Below are 16490 nucleotides of genomic sequence, written 5' to 3' on the forward strand. Positions count from 1 at the left end.
TATTGTAATAGCACGTGCCAGGAATGGACAAGGAAGGGAATGTCAGAAATAGAGAGGGAGAAGCGGCTGGAAAGGGGAGGGGGATGAGTATCTTAACGGCTTCATCCATATTGACTCCATTAATCATGTATAACGCGCTTCCCACAGGGACCTCGTTGGATTCACCGTTTATGGGAGCCATGAATTCTGTGGTGCTGCTCTGAACCTTAGCGGGATATAAACCTTGTAATTGAGAATGTTTATCAATTATACTTTGAGTAATAATAAACAACGGAGAATTATGATGAAATTGGACGATCATATTAGGCTATGGAACCATGCATCGATAAAAGTATTGGATATCCGCAGCTATAGTCTGGAGGCTGGAACAGAACTTCCTCTTTACCAACTACCAGCTAGCGCTTTTGTGTTTGCTTATCAGGGACAGGCCCATGTGCAGTTGGATGATATGGGGATTACATTGAGCCGGAATCAACTTGTGCATGGGGGACGCGGGGCTGTTCTGCATATTCTTGCAGAGGTAACTTTTGAATACTTTCTTGTTTTGTACAAGGCGGTGCTGCTGCTGCCCTCGTCCAGCAAACTGCAGGAGCAGCTCGAACGGGAGGATCCGTTTAAGTATCAATACAGCTTTCAACCACCCTATCCTTTACCACTGCTTATGAAGCTGGAACAAATGTATGGGGATTGGCTGACATTCGATCCGCTGCATTCCTTACATGCGAGGACGCTGTTTCTCCAATTTATTCATGAACTTCTTTGGCAACTGCAGCTTCAAGGGCTTGAACCGGTCAAGCCGGATTTGCTGGCTCAGGTGCTTCGTTACATGCAGGAGCACTATAGGGAAACGATCTCACTGGATTTATTGGCTGAGCTGTTTGACTGCAGTGTCAGTTATTTAAGCAAGCTGTTCAAGAGCCGGATGAATGAAAGTCCCATGCGTGTGCTAGCGCAAATCCGCTTGGAGGCATCTGTGAACCTTTTGTTATATAGTGATATATCCCTGCAGGAGGTGGCTGAGCGGGTAGGATATTCCGATGCACATACATTAAGCCGTAATTTTAAGAAGCAGTATGGCTTACCGCCTGCACGATTCAAAATTCAATTTGATGGAGACAGATCTGTACCAAAATCGCCTGCTCATCATCCGAAATCTGCCCTTGTAGCGGATAATTCCCAGTGCTATAGTATCAAAAGCAATGAGAATTATTATCATTTAAGCAAAAGAGGGGGATTACCAGTGAAAAGAGGAATGAAGACTTCGTCGGTTGCCACAGCAGCATTAGTGTTATGTTTGACATTGTTGATTAGTGCATGCTCCAATACAACGAAGCCGGCGAATAGCGCTACTGGCGGTAATAGTTCACAGGCGGTGATTACAACCAATCAGAATTCAGGCGCGGCCAATGAGAGCTCTAACGCAGGTAATGCTGCTGCAGCAACCAAAACCTATATAGACAGTAAAGGAGAGGTCACGATTCCACTGAATCCAGAACGGATAATTGATTTGACAGGCAGTGCGATTGGTAACTTGTTGGTACTGGATGTTAAGCCGATTGCCGCCGCCGCCGATTCATTAAAAAATCCGTTCCATGAAGGGCGCCTGGATAATATCATCAATATTGGCGCAGAGCCGAATGCTGAAGCCATTCTGGAACTGGACCCGGATTTGATCATCACTTTTGACTATATCGAAGAGTCGCAATACGAGCAGCTGGCACAGATCGCTCCGGTAGTAAGGCTAAAGTACGGTGCGGGCACTCCACAGGATTTATTATTGGAATTTGGGAAAATCACCGGCAAAGAAGACGCTGCGAAGCGGTGGATAGAAGAATGGAATGCCCAAATTGCTGAGGTCAAGCCTCAAATCAACAAGGTTGTAGGCGATAAAACCGTATCGATCTTACAGCCCTATGCAAAAGGTATTTATGCCTGGGGGGACAAGGGGGGAAGAGGCGGTGAGATCCTCTACGGGGACCTTGGGTTAAGAGCCCCGGACATTATCCAGAAGACTCTGATTGACGGCGAGGGGTTTGGTGGTGATCTATCACTTGAACTGCTGCCGGAATATGCCGGAGATTATATCTTTACAAGCAACTGGGGATGGGATGATGGAGATGCGAATGTCGTTTATGGAAGCAATATATGGAAATCACTTCCGGCGGTGAAAAATAAACAGGTATACTTCATTGATGAAAAAGGCTCTTATTATAATGATCCGATTTCTTTGGAGGCACAATTGAAATTCATTCTAGAAAGTTTTCTGGGTACAAGGAAGTAGGGGGAAAGTAGTGACTCCTCTGCTCGATGTTCTTATGTATTTGCTTCAAAATATAAGATAAAAGAATGTAAAAGGAGCACTCCCTTACGGGGAATGCTCTTTTTTTGTATCTCTCAACGAACCAATATTTTACCTTCACCAGCCAATGTGCGCAGCATTTTTGGAAGGCGATCCTTGTCAGCTTCAGGAATGTCCAATTGAATGCCGTAGTGAAAGGTGTCAGATTCCTCCCTATACCATTTCAATGATCCTTCTAAGTACATAGATTCTGAGGAGAGGGCCATCTCCATGCCTACACGTACCAGGTTAGCGTCCGGATTAATGTTCAAAGGAATCGATAACCGGCATCCCGAACGGCTAATGTCGTACAGTAGGGCACTTACGGGTTTGGGGGGAACAGGGATTCCGTTAATGGTAAGAATATATAGATCAAATGTAGCAGGTTCTTTTAGAGTGTAGCGAAAAGGTTCAGTTCTGCGGTTACTATTCATATGCTCCTCCATACTTTTCCATGTGTATCTAAAATTTATCGACACGGAAGCAGGATTAGTGAAGAGCTATAATCTCGGTGGTCCCAAGTATAAGTCGTCATGCCACAGGCCGGCTGATTAGCGTCTCAACCCTGTTTTGGGTCTGCAATAGCCGATGGGCACCGATAACCGCTAAGGAATATGCTAACTCAGCGTTGCTTTTGTCTGATTCCAGAAAAATATGCCCGTCTAACGTGATCATCTGACAGTCTGTCAGGCACTTGGCATATCGTTTGAGTTTAAGGTTCGTCAGCAGCTCCACAGGAAGAAATATTAAGAATCTATTGACAATAGCATAGTTATCCTATAGGATTTAAAAAAGACAACTGACTGACTAATCAATCGGGAGGGGGAGATGGATTGCCTATAGATGAAAACAACGGAAACATAGACCGCAGAACTCAGCTGATGCAGATTGCTTTGGAGAAGTTTGCCAGGCTGGGATATCATCAGACGAAAATATCGGACATCGTTCAGGAAGCGGGTGTAGCGCAAGGAACCTTTTATTGGCATTTTAAGAGCAAGGAAGCCATTGCGCTGGAGATTATCGAAACGGGCAAGGAACAGCTGCTGCAGGTGATTGCCCAAGGGTATCGTCAAGATCCGGGAGATATAGCGGATATGGTAAAAGCTTCAGAAGCACTGTTCCACCGGTTGTTCAATTTCGCCGCAGAGAACCGCCATCTTATGGAGATCCTCCTGATGGGAAATGGAGCAGATCAAAAGATAAGGAAGCGTATTTCGGCTACCCGGAATGCGATGGAGCAAGCTTTTCGCCGCAATATAGAAAGAGCGATAGAGCTGCAAATGCTCCCTGAGGGTATAGAGGTTGAGCTTCGCGCTGCTCTGTTGATGAGTATGTGTGACGGCTTGCTCTCACGCTGGTTATTTGGCTCCGAAGACATTCATTCTAAGGTTGCTGAGGCCTCGGCACAGCAATTAGCGAGTGAATTGGCCAGTTTCGAATTTTACGGATTGCTTGGAAAAATATAGATAAAGGGAGAGAAACAATAATGATAAAACGTAAATTTGCTATGGTTACAATAACAGCTCTGGCTGTGTTCGGTCTGGTTCTAAGCGCTTGCGGAGGGAACTCAGACTCGGGAACTACGGCTGCGAATGAACTGGAACAAATTAAAAAAGCGGGTGTGATCAAGGTCGGTACCATGGGAACCTATCCGCCGTATACCTTTTTGAATGATAAGAAAGAAGTAGACGGTTTTGACCCTGATATCGCCAAGGAAATTGCCAAACGTCTTGGAGTAACAGCAGAATTCACGACTCAGGATTTCTCCGGGCTGATCCCAAGTCTGCAAGCGGAGAAATTCGACATCGTGATTAGCCAGGTTACGATTACTGATGAACGTAAGAAGCAAATTGATTTCACGGATCCTTACATCACTAACAATGTCAAAATCATCGTAAATTCTAAAAATACAGATATCACTAAGCTGGAAGACTTCAAAGGGAAAACGATTGGGGTGGGGCTCGGAACGAACGATGAAACCTACCTGCGTACCGAAGTGCTGCCAAAAGTAGGTGATTTCAAGATCAAGACGTATGATGATGTCATTACCTCACTGAAGGATCTGGATGCAGGACGGATTGATGCGACCATTAATAATCTGTATGCCTTGAAGCCGATTGTGGATGAGAATGGCTTCCAGATTAAAGCGGTGGGCGAACCGATCAAATCCGATATGGCGGGTGTTGCTCTTCGCCAGGATAATGCAGAGCTTCGGGATGCCATGAATAAAGCGTTGGCAGATATGAAGGCAGACGGCACATACGACACTCTTTTTCAGAAATGGTTCAATGAGACACCTGCAAAATAAATGTTGGAGCGTGCGCCCTATGGCGGGAAGGGGGTAGTATTTATGCAACTCGTATTCGACAATCTGCCCTTCTTGCTGAAGGGCGCCGGTTACACTTTACTGTTGACAATTGTTTCTATGTTCTTTGGTCTGATCATCGGACTAGTAGTGGCAATCGCCCGTCTCAAAGGGAATCCGCCGATTCGGTGGATTGCCCGTTTCTATGTATCGGTCATCCGCGGGACACCACTCCTTGTTCAGATAGTTATCATATATTATGGGCTTGTTGATTATGGGATTACGCTTGGTTCACTGACAGCAGCCTATATTGCGCTCAGTGTAAATGCCGGGGCTTACTTGTCTGAGACGTTCCGTGGAGCCATTATGTCGGTTCCGAAGGGACAACTGGAGGCTGCTTATTCAACCGGAATGACGCCATGGCAGGCGATGCGCAGAATTGTGCTGCCGCAGGCCATGCGTATTGCTATTCCACCTATGGGAAATACGTTCATTGGTATGCTGAAGGAGACCTCACTCGTTTCAGTAATCACGGTCAGCGAACTCCTGCGTCAAGCACAGCTCCTCATTGCCCAGTATTATCAATATATGCCTTTTTATCTGGGGATCGGTGTGATGTATTGGATTATGAGTACAGGGCTGGCCTTCATCCTGGAGCGGTTCGAACGCAGATTGGCCAAAGCTTATTGAACATGGAGATGACGTTAACATGATAACGACTACAGGCTTATCGAAGCATTTTCAGGATCATGAAGTGCTGAAGGGCATTAATATACAGGTGGCAGCACAGGATATTGTCGTTGTGCTGGGACCGAGCGGTTCAGGCAAAAGCACATTACTTCGCTGCTTAAATGGTTTGGAGGACATCTCAGGCGGCAGCTTTGAAGTAAATGGGATTGTAGTAGATGCCACTGCCTCCAGACGTTTGCGTCAGCAGGCCACCCGGAATATCCGTAAGCAGAGCGGGATGGTGTTCCAGCAGTTTAACCTATATCCGCACAAAACAGCGCTCGGCAATGTGATAGAAGGTCTGATCACCGTGAAGAAGCTGCCGAAGGATCAGGCCGTAGCTATAGGCCGGAAGCTTCTGGACCGCGTTGGACTGGCAGATCGTGAAGAATATTATCCTTCCCGGCTCTCCGGCGGGCAGCAACAGCGAGTGGCGATTGCCCGTTCTCTGGCGATGGAACCCGCAGTAATGTTATTCGATGAACCCACTTCTGCGCTTGATCCTGAGCTTGTGGGTGAGGTGCTGAGCGTAATGCGTGAGCTGGCTCAGGAGGGTATGACAATGCTGGTCGTGTCACATGAGATGAAATTTGCCCGTGAAGTGGCGACCAAAATCATTTTAATGGCAGATGGTAATATTATCGAAGAAGCGGCTCCGCAGCGGTTTTTTGAAGATCCCCAAGAGGAACGGACACGCAGATTCTTGCGTCAAATCAACGAAATTTAAGGGAGAAGGTAAATATAATGAAAGTATCGACCATTTGGAAAGGTAAACGGATGTTTGATTCAACAGGTCCATCCGGCTATTCCGTGGGGATGGATGCAACTCCTAAATACGGGGGTAACGGCGAAGGCATGACTCCGATGGAATTGCTGCTTGCCGGGTTGGGAGGCTGCATGGGCATCGATATCACCATGATTTTGGACCGGTTCCTGCCAGAAATCACACGACTCGAAATTGTAGCAGAAGGAACCCGCAAGGAAGCAAATCCTTCCGGATTTACAGCAATTGATCTATTTTTCCATATTGATGGGAGTGTCCCCGATTACCGGCTCTGGAAAGCCATCCTGATGGCTGAGGAGAAGTACTGTGCCGTCTCGGATTCGCTTAAGGCAGAGATTAACCCCTGTCTAATTCTCAATGGAGTAGAAGTAGAGAAACCTGAGAAAACAAGCTAATGTTAGGATTGGACTGAACCAGGAACGTTATGTGTCCTCTCAGTCTCCCATGCCTAAATCCTGCAAAGCGAGAGGATCATCACCCGAGGCCGCTCTGTAACTACTTTCCGACCCTACATCGATATAACTCCAGCACAAAAAGCCCGCGTCCGACGCGGGCTTTTCATGTTGACTATTCCCCAGTTGCCACCGGATTCTCCTCATAACTAATCCAGTCACTCCAGCTCCCCGCATACAGCCGCACGTTCTTGAAGCCGGCCTTCTCCAGCGCCAATATGTTCGGGCAGGCGGTTACGCCGGAGCCGCAGTAGACGATGATCTCACGGTCTTTGTCAAGGCCTACGAAGTGATCTTGTAGTTCTTCGGCGCTCTTGTAGCTGCCGTCAGCATTCTGCGTGTTTTTCCAGAAGTAGTTTAGGGCGCCAGGGATATGGCCTGCTTTCTTATCGAGCGATTCGTTCTGGCCGTGGTAACGGTCATTCGCCCGCGAGTCGATCAAGATTGGCAGGGTAGGTTGAGGTTCTGATGAGCCATTATTAACGGTGTCAGCCTTAGCTGCAACGGTATTTTCCGATACCTCCCGGACCGCATCCACACCAGCCAGCATCTGCTGCTGCACATTTGCAGTGAACGTGCTCGGCACACGCACCGGCTGATGATCCGTCACCGGATATTTCGCTTCTTTCCAGGTACTGAAGCTGTCCTCCAGAATAAATACCTGCTCATGCCCCAGGTAGCGCAGCAGCCACCAGAGACGGGCCGCGTTCATGCCGCTTTCGTCGTCATAGGCTACAATGCGTGTATCATTGCTGATCCCAAGCCGGGAGAGACGGGATGCAAGCACCTGCGGGTCGGGCAGCGGATGGCGCCCGCCGTGTTCAGTGACCGGGCTGGACAGGTCAAGCTCCAGGTCGAGATAGACCGCTCCCGGAATATGCTCTTGCTCATAGCTTTCCCGGCCGGCCTGAGGCTTGCCTAGTGTGAACCGGCAGTCCACAATCGCCTGCTCGGGGTCATACAATCTGGCCAGCAGCCAGCGTTTGGATACAGTTGCTTCCATTACGAATCCCATCCTTTGCGCTATGATATGTATTGCATTATTATAACGGAAAAATTACTGGGACGCATACACGCTCCTAATCCATTTATTCTGTTACGTTGCCGTACGTCATCTTCCAGTGCTCCCGCCACTCCGAATAAGTCATTTCTTTAATCTGGGTCAGTGTTTTTAATTCAATAGTCATTTTGGAAAAGGGGTTTGACACACTGGGGTGACAGCTATAGTATTGCTTTTGAACTAAGAGGGTTCGAAATTCATGAGAGAGAGGCATGAGCCTGTGGAAACAATAGTGAGGGAGCTTTGGCCGGAATGGGCCGGAACGCTGAAGAAACGCAGCGGAGGCTGGAACAACACAACCTATATAGTGAACGGTAACGGCCGGAAGGGTGTTCTGCGCATTTATGATACACATCGTGACAGGGAAAAAATTGAATTCGAACATTACGTGCTGCTTGAGCTGAACAAGCTGTCTTTACCGTTCAATACTCCGCTGCCGGTTCAAAACGTATATGGAGACACACTGGTGCAGCTTGAAGGGGGTAAAGGCAAATATGCCTGCTTGTTCAGTTATATTGACGGAGATTCTCCCGGCGAGGAGGTTACGGGTTACTATGAGTCGTTCGGCGCGTCTGCAGGACAGCTGTCGTCCGTTCTGTCTGAATTAGCTCCCGGCCCGAAGCCGGTTTACCGTCCCTATTACGAACTCCGGCAGGCATATCCGTTATGTACAGATGAGACGGTCCGGGAGCTGTGCATGAATCCGCCGGAGGCGCTGGCTGAGCTGAAGGTGGAGCTTGGCAGGATATATGAGGCCTATGTAAATATTGCAGATTGGCTAAAAGAACTGGAAACACTCCCGCATCAGCTGATCCACGGAGATCTCAATGCTTCTAATCTGCTGGTGGATACGGGTGATCACAGCCGGGTTGCGGCACTTCTTGATTTTGAATTCTGTACCTATGATTTGCGGGCCATGGACCCTGCAGTCATTCTGTCGGGGCTGCTGGGCCATCCGGAGCAGCAACAGGCAGTCCGTGATTTCTGCAAAGGCTTTAGCCGGAGCGTAACGCTGACCGCTGAAGAACTGACAGCTATCCCAGTCTTGATGCTGCTGCGCAAAATCGATGTGTTCCTGCATTTTGCCTCCCGTTATCTGGAAGGAACGGACGAAATCAGCGTGCTTCATGAGCAGACGCGGCTGCTATCCGCTGATCTGATCCAGCTGTCGGCAGGAACAGCAGGGATTGTGGAGCTTTTACGGGAAGAGCAGGGTAGATCCGGCAGGGGATAAGCGACTCAAGCTGTCAAAAGAAAATAACAGTATTAGACTGTCAATGCTTCATTAAACTAACGGGCAGAATAGCGTGGCGGCGAACCAACAAAGTGGTTGCTTACTCTCTATAGTTGGAAGGAAAGTTCTATTCTGTCGCGAATTCATTAGTCATGCCAAAGTTACGAATTTCGTAAAAAAGTCGCGGTAGAGCATTAGAAAGAGCAGTTTAGTTATCTATATCTTCATAGAAAGGTGATTACGTATGAACCAAAGACCGTCTGAAGAAGAATACGCTGGGGACGTGGGCGTGTATATCCAGTTGGTACCGGAAGGCAGCATCATCGACATATTGATCACCCAGGAAAAGCAAATGACCGAGCTGCTGGCATCTTTGACCGAAAGCCAGAGCGCCTATCGGTATGAGGAAGGAAAATGGACGCTGAAAGAAGTCGTGGGCCACATCACAGACAGTGAACGCGTCATGACCTACCGCCTGCTCCGATTTGCAAGAGGGGATCAGACACCTCTGTCCAGTTTCGACCAGGAATTGTTCATTCCTCCTTTCGGAAGCTGGACAACTGCGCAATTGGCCGAAGACTACCGGGCGGTACGGCACTCGACGATCACACTGCTGCGCGGGTTGCCGACGGAAGCTTGGTCTCGCAAGGGCACAGCCAACAACCTAAGAATTACTGCGCGCGCCCTCGCTTACGGCATCGCAGGACACGAACTTCATCACATGGGGGTCATCCGAGATCGTTACCTGAGTTAGTCGTCCTTACTTTATAGGACCCTTCCACCCAGTTCATAGACTGATATGAAGAGAGGACAAGACGGGTTGAAAAAACAGCGGCGTTTGGTAGCTGACTGGAGTTTTATCTAAAAATGAATGAATAGCAAATAATAATCTCTTACAAGAAAAAGTCATTCAACTAAAGGGAAACGATAACGCTATGACATAACGGCAGTTAGTCATACGCTCGGCTGCCGTTGTTTGTTGAAGTATCGGGCAATTTACTTTACTTTAATGACATTGTAGTAGGGAGCGTCAAATAACCTTCATCTATTGATGAGGGCTTTTTGACGTTCACCCAACCCTGGTTCTAGGTTTTCTCATGAGTCCTGAATTGCAGATAATCTAAAAATCTCTTAACCGCGAGTGGTGCTTACAGTGACAATGAAATTTGTTCATTTAAAGAATATTCTATGCATTGGATAGGAAAGAATAGGATGGAGAATAGAGTCAGGAGCTCATTGAGGCAGCTGAAAGAGCAGATATTATAACCTTCTTTTAAATGAATGGATTTTATTAAGAAATGTGAAACGGCTTGAATAATCCCATTGTTGGTATTAATATTATATTTGGAATCAATGGAGGTGTAACATGTCAAAGGATATATATGATGTAATGATAAATCCTACGCGAATGAGAATTGTACAAATACTTGCTTCGCTAGAAAAAAAGACAGCTACCGAGTTATGCGAAATAATAAGTGATGTTCCACGAACTACTCTATATCGGCATATCAACATCTTAATAGATGCCCATGTGCTGACAGTTGTTGAGGAAAGAAAAGTACGTGGAAGTGTTGAGAGGACTCTTTCGCTCAATACGGATGAATTGAGCAAGCAAAATACTATGGAGGACGTCCCAAAAAAGATGTTTACGTTCCTTATGAACATCTATACAAAATTTGATAAGTATTTCAATCGAGTGAAATTTAAGCCGGGAAACAACAAGATATTTTTCAATAATACTATCTTAATGATGGACGATCGGGAATTTGACCAATTCCTTTTGGAACTACAAGGCTTACTCATAAAACACTCGCACGAAATGTCAGAAGGAAGAAGACCAAGAGATATTTCAATTATATCTGCCCCCCCGAAGAAAGTGAGGAATAGAAATGCGTAAACACTCAAAAAATAAAAGGTGGAAGAAAAAAATGTTGACTATTCTTGCTGTTATCCTATGCATTATGGTATCGATAAACCTTATTAGCTTAATTATCAACCAGGTGTTTTTTTCCAAAGAGTTAGAAAAAATCACACCATATGGAGAAATAGTTGAAGTAAACGGTCAAAACATGCACATCTATTCAATGGGTGAAGGAGAAAAAACCATTGTACTACTACCGGGTTTTGGAAATCCGTTGCCTTCTGCTGATTTCGGGCCGTTGATGCGAGAGCTGTCAAAAAATTATACCGTTGTCTGTGTGGAGTATTTTGGTGTTGGTTTTAGCGATGAAACAGAAGTGCCGAGGACGAACGAAAATGTTACACAAGAAATAAGAACGGCTTTATCCGAAGCTGGTTTTTCCCCTCCGTATTTACTAATGCCACATTCCGGATCTGGCATTTACACTGAACACTACGCATCAACATACCCTGATGAAATATCCGGAATTATTATGCTCGATCCTACATCATCGGCTAAGAAGGGAGCCGATACACCCGGTTTTGTGTATGGGATAAGTAAGATACAGGAGGCTATTGGGCTAAGTAGATATGTTAATCCTCTTATCGTATCATCCGTGCTTTCCATGAAGGAATCCAATGGATATACCGAACAAGAAATTGATGATTATACCAAATTTATGAACCATGTAAATAATGATAATCTCATAGATCAGATGAAGCGTCTAAATGATAATATTCTTCAAGTAATGGATATGGATTTTCCAGAGAACATTCCTGTTTTAATAATAGGCGCCTCCAAAACAGGAGAGGAATACCAGACAGAGCATTTGAAACGGCTCGGCAAGAACGCAGAATTAGCCATCCTTGAAGGATCACACTATATCTATCATTCCCAGGTTTCTGAAATACACAATAAAACCGACATATTCGCTGAAACACGGATAAAGTAATACCTTCACTCAAGTGCCGGTGAAGAAGAGATGAATTATAGTCGATCAATCTCTGAGACGGAACAGGCGCCTTAATGAATCGGCCGGTAGTCCGAAGGGACTTTCCGGCCGTTCCTATGTATTCACTTTAGTGTCGATTGTTCGTAGTAAAAATACTGTTCTCAGCCCCACTGGTTATTGGAGCCAGTCTGTTCACCAGCTACTTAAACATCTAGAGAGGGAAGGCTTCGAGGGAGCACCAAGATTTCTCGGAATCGACGACTTTAATCGTGTAATATTAAACATTCGTTTCAGGGGAAGTTCCAGGATACGATTACCCTGACCTTGAACCTTACATGTGGTCGGATGAAACGCTTGTGGGCTTAGTACACCTCTTAAGCATTGATGTAAAAGAAATAAATTATCGCTTTGAGCGTTGAACTATCGGGAAACGTTAGTTTAAAGACTACAGCGGAGTCTAAAACTTTATTTTCAACGAAGACCTGCGTATTTACGAATAACCACCAAAAAACTCCATATCTCATCAAAAACAGCTGCAGCATGGAACCCCTGGAAGTAAGTCTAGGGTTCTTGCTGCAGCTGTTTAGTTTACCCGCTGATCACATCCGGCGTACCTCTTAGTATTTCTTTATAGGTCTCAATCGCCAGCGCCCGTGAACGCTTCAGGTCGACAATGGCCTGCGGACGGGGCAGATGGATCTCTTTGTCGGATAGCCCGGATAACTCCGGTAGCCAGGCGCGGATATAGCTGCCGTCCGGATCATGGGTCTGAGACTGCGTCACCGGATTCATCACCCTGAAGTACGGTGAGGCATCGTATCCGAGCGAGAGCTCCACAGCCAGCCGCCGCGGTTCAGCACATTATCGTAATCCTTCAGCTTCAGGCGGAAGTACCGTTCCCCGTAGATGAACGGACAGCCCAGGTTTTTGGTCAGGAACATGGCGGTAATCATCCGCAGCCTGTTCGGCATCCAGCCGGTCTCGTTCAGCTGGCGCATAGCTGCATCTATTACCGGAATCCCGGTATTGCCGCTGGACCAGGCTGCAAAATGATCTGTGCTGAGAGCTGACAGGTCATACACCTTTTCGTAGCTGAAGAAATCCGGGTCCATCCGGGCCTGATACAGGTAGAAATCCCTCCAGCCCAGCTGCCTCAGCCAGTCTTCCCCGCTTCTGCCGTCCTCGCTCAGCCGGCTGTAAACCGTCCGTACCGAGATGGCTCCGGTGTTGAGATGACGGCTGATCATGCTGGTTCCCTGCTGCGCATATTTGTCGCGTGCCACCCGGTAGTACTGCAGCTCACTCTGCAGGAAATCATCCAGGATCAGGCCGGGACTTATGCTGCGTGCCGATAAGGTCAGCTGAGAGAGCTGACGCGTGATCTCCTCGGGAAGCCTGAATTCGGAAACGGCTTCGGCATCGAGTGATGCGGTGTCGAGCTGCTGCAGGCGGGCAGTGTAGGGCGGGCGGAAGCGTTCAGCAAGGAAGCTGCGCCAGCGGCGGTAAAAGGGAGTGAACACCTTGAACGGTTCGTTCCGGCCGCTCCACTCCATAAAATCATTGTGGTCACAGAGCATGCTGTCCTGGCAGGAAAGAAAGCGGATGCCAAGGCCCGTTGCGGTATCGCTCAGCAGGGTGTCTCTTTTTAACGCGTAAGGAGTATAGTCGGTATGGGTTATTACGAGATCAATCGGGTGGAGCTGAGAAAGCTTGCGCATTATGACCTCAGGCTCGCCGTACAGAAGGTGAAGCAGCTTGCCCTCCCGGGCATACTCCTCCTGTAACCTGGCTACATGTGTAAGGAAGTTGATGCCGCTGTGTTCAAGATGGCGACCGTTGCGCAGAAGAAAAGGTTCGAGGATCAGTACATGCAGCGAACGATCACCGGCAGCTTGTATGAGGTCAAATGCCGGCAGATCATAAGTCCGCAGATCCTTGCGGTGGATGAATAGAATCATATGGGCAGCTTCCTTTCACAGTCGAAAAAGTATTACTCATTATTAAACTGTGAACCGGGCAATGAACTATACCAGCACTAAAATGATTGTGCCAGGCCGTTTAGATCAGCCTGTACCCCGAAGGCAGGTCGCCGGTTCTGCGGATTTCCCGGATTTGCGCGAGGGTGAGCCGCTGATTGGTTGATATAATGGATTCTACATCATTGCCGCGGATGAAGTCATCCAGATCACGGATGTTAGTATTACCGCGGAGCACGCGGAAGCTGCCTCTGAACCGGGTTCTGCTGAACAGCACCAGGGTTGCATTGCTGCTGGTAGAGAAAAAACGCAGGCTCTCAATACCGTCAAGGATATTATCTGTATTACGGATGCCCAGGTTACCGGTATAAGTTCTTCTGCGGCCCAGGTAATTTTCTTCCTCAAAGACTCTCAGGCGGGGGTAGGTCTGGGATACATGAACGTTTGGCTTCATCTTCATTCCTCCTAAGGTTGTCAAATCTGATGCAATTCTATTTTATGTACGGGCAACATTTTGGTGTGGTTGATAGACTAGCAGTCCCCTAATAGGGCACCTAAACCGGTATAACGTATCGGAGTCAGAATAATCCGGAAGTTCAGGCTTTACTTTACCATTATCCTAGTGTACTATGTAACTAATACACCAGTACAGGAGGTACAACGGGAATGGAACGGACTTCAGTGAATCAGCTACAGTCAGATGCGGCAGTCGATCTGCCGGTTCTGCAAATGAAAAGTGTTACGAAGATGATCAAAGGGAAGGCGATCGTCAACCAGCTGTCTTTTGAAATCCGTAAAGGGGAGATTGTTGGGCTGCTCGGACCAAACGGTGCAGGCAAAACAACGGCAATCCGCCTGATGACCGGACTGATCCGAATGACCGAGGGTGACGTCCTGGTTCACGGGCACAGCATCCGCCATGATTTTCAGCAGGCTATCGGCCATATCGGGGCCATTATCGAGAACCCTGAGTTTTATTCCCATATGAGCGGTCTTGATAATCTGAAGCAATACGTGCGGATGAGCGACGGGATTGCGGAATCACGGATAGCTGAGGTGATAGAGCTGGTAGGGCTGCAAGGTGCGATGGATAAAAAAGTGAAAGCCTATTCCCTCGGGATGCGTCAGCGGCTGGGGATTGCCCAGGCTCTGCTGCACTCGCCAAAGCTGCTGATTCTGGATGAGCCCACCAATGGACTTGATCCGGCGGGTATCCGGGAGATGCGGGAGTATATGCGGAAAATCGCCGAGGTGGAAGGGATTTCCATCCTGATCTCCAGCCATATGCTGGGCGAAATCGAGCAGATCTGCCATCAGGCGGTCGTCATCCAGAACGGTACGCTAGTCAAAGTTACCCGGCTTGGAGCACAAGACAGCACAGAGAGTGAGGTCTCCCTGAGCATCAGGGTTGATAATCTTAAAGCGGCGGCAGCTGTTATTCAGTCGGAAGAGGGAGTGCGGCTGACTGCCACAGATGAACAGCATTCCGAGCTGATTATCAGCCTGCACGACCGTAAAGTGCCTGAGCTGGTTGCTTCTTTCAGTGCAGCCAAGGTCGGCCTATACCGGATTACGGAGCATAAACAGAGCCTTGAAGATGATTTCCTGAAATGGACTGGAGGGAACCGGATTGCGTAAATTTCATTTGCTGGTTATTAATGAATGGGTGAAAATGGCCAAGAAACGCTCCTTTGTTGTACCTTATCTGATTCTTCTGCTGTTCCCGCAGCTTTTGGGATATATTATCCATTCTGTGTCTCCTGGCTCCTTTGCTTCTGCAGCGGGTTTTACGAGGGAAATGCTGCTGCCGACCGGAATGGGCCAGGTGATGACGATTCTGTCCATCATCGGAACTGCGGGGATTGTGGCCAAGGAGCATAGCCGCGGGACCATCAAGTTCCTGCTGATCCGCGCCCGCAGCCGTACAGCCATTCTGGCATCCAAATATGTGACCGTTCTGCTCTATGTTCTGAGTCTGACCGCTGTTGCGGCGGCAGGTATTTTTCTTAGCGGCGTAATATGGTTTCAGGCAGGCGGCGGAGACACAGGAATAGCGGATATACTGCTATCGCTGCTGTACGGTTGCATATATTCTTTTGTATATGTGACTCTGGCTTTTATGCTGGGTGTACTGACCCACTCGACAGGTGTTGCTATCGGTCTTTCAATGTTCCTGTTAACAATAGATAAAATGGTGATTTCGCGCAGCTTCTATAAGTATTTCCTGTTCCCCAACCTTGATCTGTCCGTATACGGAAGCGGTCAGCAGCCTCCCATGCCCGGCATGACGCTCGGCTTTTCAGTCGTAGTACTCGCTGTTTACATGACAATATTTCTGCTGGCGGGCTTTCTGGTGTTCAGACGAAGGGACGTTGCTTGATGACGATCGAATTTGATAACAACCAGCCGATTTATTTACAGATTATGAACTATCTCAAAGGCGAGATCATCACAGGCAAGCTGAAGCCCGGTGACAAAATCCCCTCCGTACGCGAGCTTGCAGCAGAACTGCAGATTAATCCGAACACGGTGCAAAGAACCTTTCAGGAACTGGAGCGTGAAGAGATCGTGGAGACGCGGCGCGGCATGGGGAGATACGTAACGGGGAGGGAAGAGACCATTATGAAGATCAAACGGGAGATGGCCCAGGACATTCTTGAGCGGTTCGTCCGCGGCATGCAGGAGCTCGGCTTCCAGAGTGAAGAGATCGTAAAGGCTGTGGCTGACAATATTGCGGCAAAAGAAAGCAGGGGGATGTAG

18 protein-coding genes are annotated in these 16490 nt (G+C 47.8%); 13 read left to right on the top strand and 5 right to left on the bottom strand.

Annotation, left to right across the window (positions count from 1 at the left end; genetic code table 11):
• Nucleotides 1–283 precede the first annotated feature (283 nt).
• A complete protein-coding gene (locus AWJ19_RS18055) occupies nucleotides 284–2281 on the top strand; it encodes an AraC family transcriptional regulator (protein WP_068725812.1) in 1998 nt (665 codons plus the stop codon).
• 113 nt (nucleotides 2282–2394) lie between these two features.
• On the opposite strand, the gene AWJ19_RS18060 is transcribed toward AWJ19_RS18055, so the two are convergent.
• Nucleotides 2395–2772, bottom strand: a complete 378-nt coding sequence (locus AWJ19_RS18060; RefSeq protein WP_068725814.1) for a PilZ domain-containing protein — start codon at nucleotides 2770–2772, stop codon at nucleotides 2395–2397.
• A gap of 447 nt (nucleotides 2773–3219) precedes the next feature.
• On the opposite strand from AWJ19_RS18060, the gene AWJ19_RS18065 reads away from it, so the two are divergent.
• Genes AWJ19_RS18065 through AWJ19_RS18085 form a run of 5 tightly spaced genes read left to right on the top strand, consistent with a single transcriptional unit; the run spans nucleotide 3220 to nucleotide 6551 of the window.
• Nucleotides 3220–3804 carry a TetR/AcrR family transcriptional regulator gene (locus AWJ19_RS18065; protein ID WP_082707986.1) on the top strand — a complete coding sequence of 195 codons (585 nt, stop codon included), beginning with the start codon at nucleotides 3220–3222 and terminating at the stop codon, nucleotides 3802–3804.
• 20 nt (nucleotides 3805–3824) lie between these two features.
• Complete coding sequence (locus tag AWJ19_RS18070; protein ID WP_068725815.1) at nucleotides 3825–4646, top strand: ABC transporter substrate-binding protein; 822 nt, start codon at nucleotides 3825–3827, stop codon at nucleotides 4644–4646.
• A gap of 42 nt (nucleotides 4647–4688) precedes the next feature.
• Nucleotides 4689–5333 carry an amino acid ABC transporter permease gene (locus AWJ19_RS18075; protein WP_068725816.1) on the top strand — a complete coding sequence of 215 codons (645 nt, stop codon included), beginning with the start codon at nucleotides 4689–4691 and terminating at the stop codon, nucleotides 5331–5333.
• 19 nt (nucleotides 5334–5352) lie between these two features.
• Nucleotides 5353–6099: an amino acid ABC transporter ATP-binding protein gene (locus AWJ19_RS18080; protein WP_068725817.1), complete on the top strand. Its 747-nt coding sequence runs from the start codon at nucleotides 5353–5355 to the stop codon at nucleotides 6097–6099.
• Between the two features lie 17 nt (nucleotides 6100–6116).
• Nucleotides 6117–6551: an OsmC family protein gene (locus AWJ19_RS18085; protein ID WP_068725818.1), complete on the top strand. Its 435-nt coding sequence runs from the start codon at nucleotides 6117–6119 to the stop codon at nucleotides 6549–6551.
• Nucleotides 6552–6723: 172 nt separating this feature from the next.
• Here the strand turns inward: AWJ19_RS18085 and AWJ19_RS18090 are convergent, their stop codons facing one another.
• On the bottom strand, nucleotides 6724–7611 hold the full coding sequence (locus AWJ19_RS18090) for a sulfurtransferase (protein ID WP_068725819.1): 888 nt from the start codon (nucleotides 7609–7611) through the stop codon (nucleotides 6724–6726).
• A 277-nt stretch (nucleotides 7612–7888) separates the two neighbouring features.
• On the opposite strand from AWJ19_RS18090, the gene AWJ19_RS18095 reads away from it, so the two are divergent.
• The 4 genes from AWJ19_RS18095 (at nucleotide 7889) to AWJ19_RS18110 (ending at nucleotide 11754) form a co-directional block, all read left to right on the top strand.
• Complete coding sequence (locus AWJ19_RS18095) at nucleotides 7889–8902, top strand: phosphotransferase (protein WP_082707987.1); 1014 nt, start codon at nucleotides 7889–7891, stop codon at nucleotides 8900–8902.
• Nucleotides 8903–9146: 244 nt separating this feature from the next.
• Nucleotides 9147–9656 carry a DinB family protein gene (locus tag AWJ19_RS18100; RefSeq protein ID WP_068725822.1) on the top strand — a complete coding sequence of 170 codons (510 nt, stop codon included), beginning with the start codon at nucleotides 9147–9149 and terminating at the stop codon, nucleotides 9654–9656.
• Nucleotides 9657–10268: 612 nt separating this feature from the next.
• On the top strand, nucleotides 10269–10799 hold the full coding sequence (locus AWJ19_RS18105; protein WP_068725824.1) for a helix-turn-helix domain-containing protein: 531 nt from the start codon (nucleotides 10269–10271) through the stop codon (nucleotides 10797–10799).
• Between the two features lie 31 nt (nucleotides 10800–10830).
• Complete coding sequence (locus tag AWJ19_RS18110) at nucleotides 10831–11754, top strand: alpha/beta hydrolase (protein ID WP_128083642.1); 924 nt, start codon at nucleotides 10831–10833, stop codon at nucleotides 11752–11754.
• Nucleotides 11755–12342: 588 nt separating this feature from the next.
• On the opposite strand, the gene AWJ19_RS36760 is transcribed toward AWJ19_RS18110, so the two are convergent.
• The 3 genes from AWJ19_RS36760 to AWJ19_RS18120 form a co-directional block, all read right to left on the bottom strand.
• Nucleotides 12343–12537: an FAD-binding domain-containing protein gene (locus AWJ19_RS36760; protein WP_241781799.1), complete on the bottom strand. Its 195-nt coding sequence runs from the start codon at nucleotides 12535–12537 to the stop codon at nucleotides 12343–12345.
• Nucleotides 12538–12545: 8 nt separating this feature from the next.
• Nucleotides 12546–13712 (bottom strand): FAD-binding domain-containing protein, encoded by a 1167-nt coding sequence (locus tag AWJ19_RS18115; protein ID WP_241781800.1) that lies wholly within the window; start codon nucleotides 13710–13712, stop codon nucleotides 12546–12548.
• A 100-nt stretch (nucleotides 13713–13812) separates the two neighbouring features.
• The gene (locus tag AWJ19_RS18120) at nucleotides 13813–14184 is read right to left on the bottom strand and encodes a hypothetical protein (RefSeq protein WP_068725826.1); all 372 of its coding nucleotides are present in this window, start codon (nucleotides 14182–14184) and stop codon (nucleotides 13813–13815) included.
• 212 nt (nucleotides 14185–14396) lie between these two features.
• Here AWJ19_RS18120 and AWJ19_RS18125 point away from each other — a divergent pair, with 212 nt between their 5' ends.
• Genes AWJ19_RS18125 through AWJ19_RS18135 form a run of 3 tightly spaced genes read left to right on the top strand, consistent with a single transcriptional unit; the run spans nucleotide 14397 to nucleotide 16490 of the window.
• On the top strand, nucleotides 14397–15368 hold the full coding sequence (locus tag AWJ19_RS18125) for an ABC transporter ATP-binding protein (protein ID WP_068725827.1): 972 nt from the start codon (nucleotides 14397–14399) through the stop codon (nucleotides 15366–15368).
• The gene (locus AWJ19_RS18130) at nucleotides 15361–16110 is read left to right on the top strand and encodes a DUF2705 family protein (protein ID WP_068725829.1); all 750 of its coding nucleotides are present in this window, start codon (nucleotides 15361–15363) and stop codon (nucleotides 16108–16110) included. Before AWJ19_RS18125 ends, AWJ19_RS18130 begins: the two co-directional genes overlap by 8 nt.
• On the top strand, nucleotides 16110–16490 hold the full coding sequence (locus AWJ19_RS18135) for a GntR family transcriptional regulator (RefSeq protein WP_068725831.1): 381 nt from the start codon (nucleotides 16110–16112) through the stop codon (nucleotides 16488–16490). The genes AWJ19_RS18130 and AWJ19_RS18135 overlap by 1 nt, the downstream gene beginning before the upstream one ends.

It is taken from the genome of Paenibacillus sp. DMB5, from assembly GCF_001517085.1.
Classification (GTDB): domain Bacteria; phylum Bacillota; class Bacilli; order Paenibacillales; family Paenibacillaceae; genus Paenibacillus_AQ.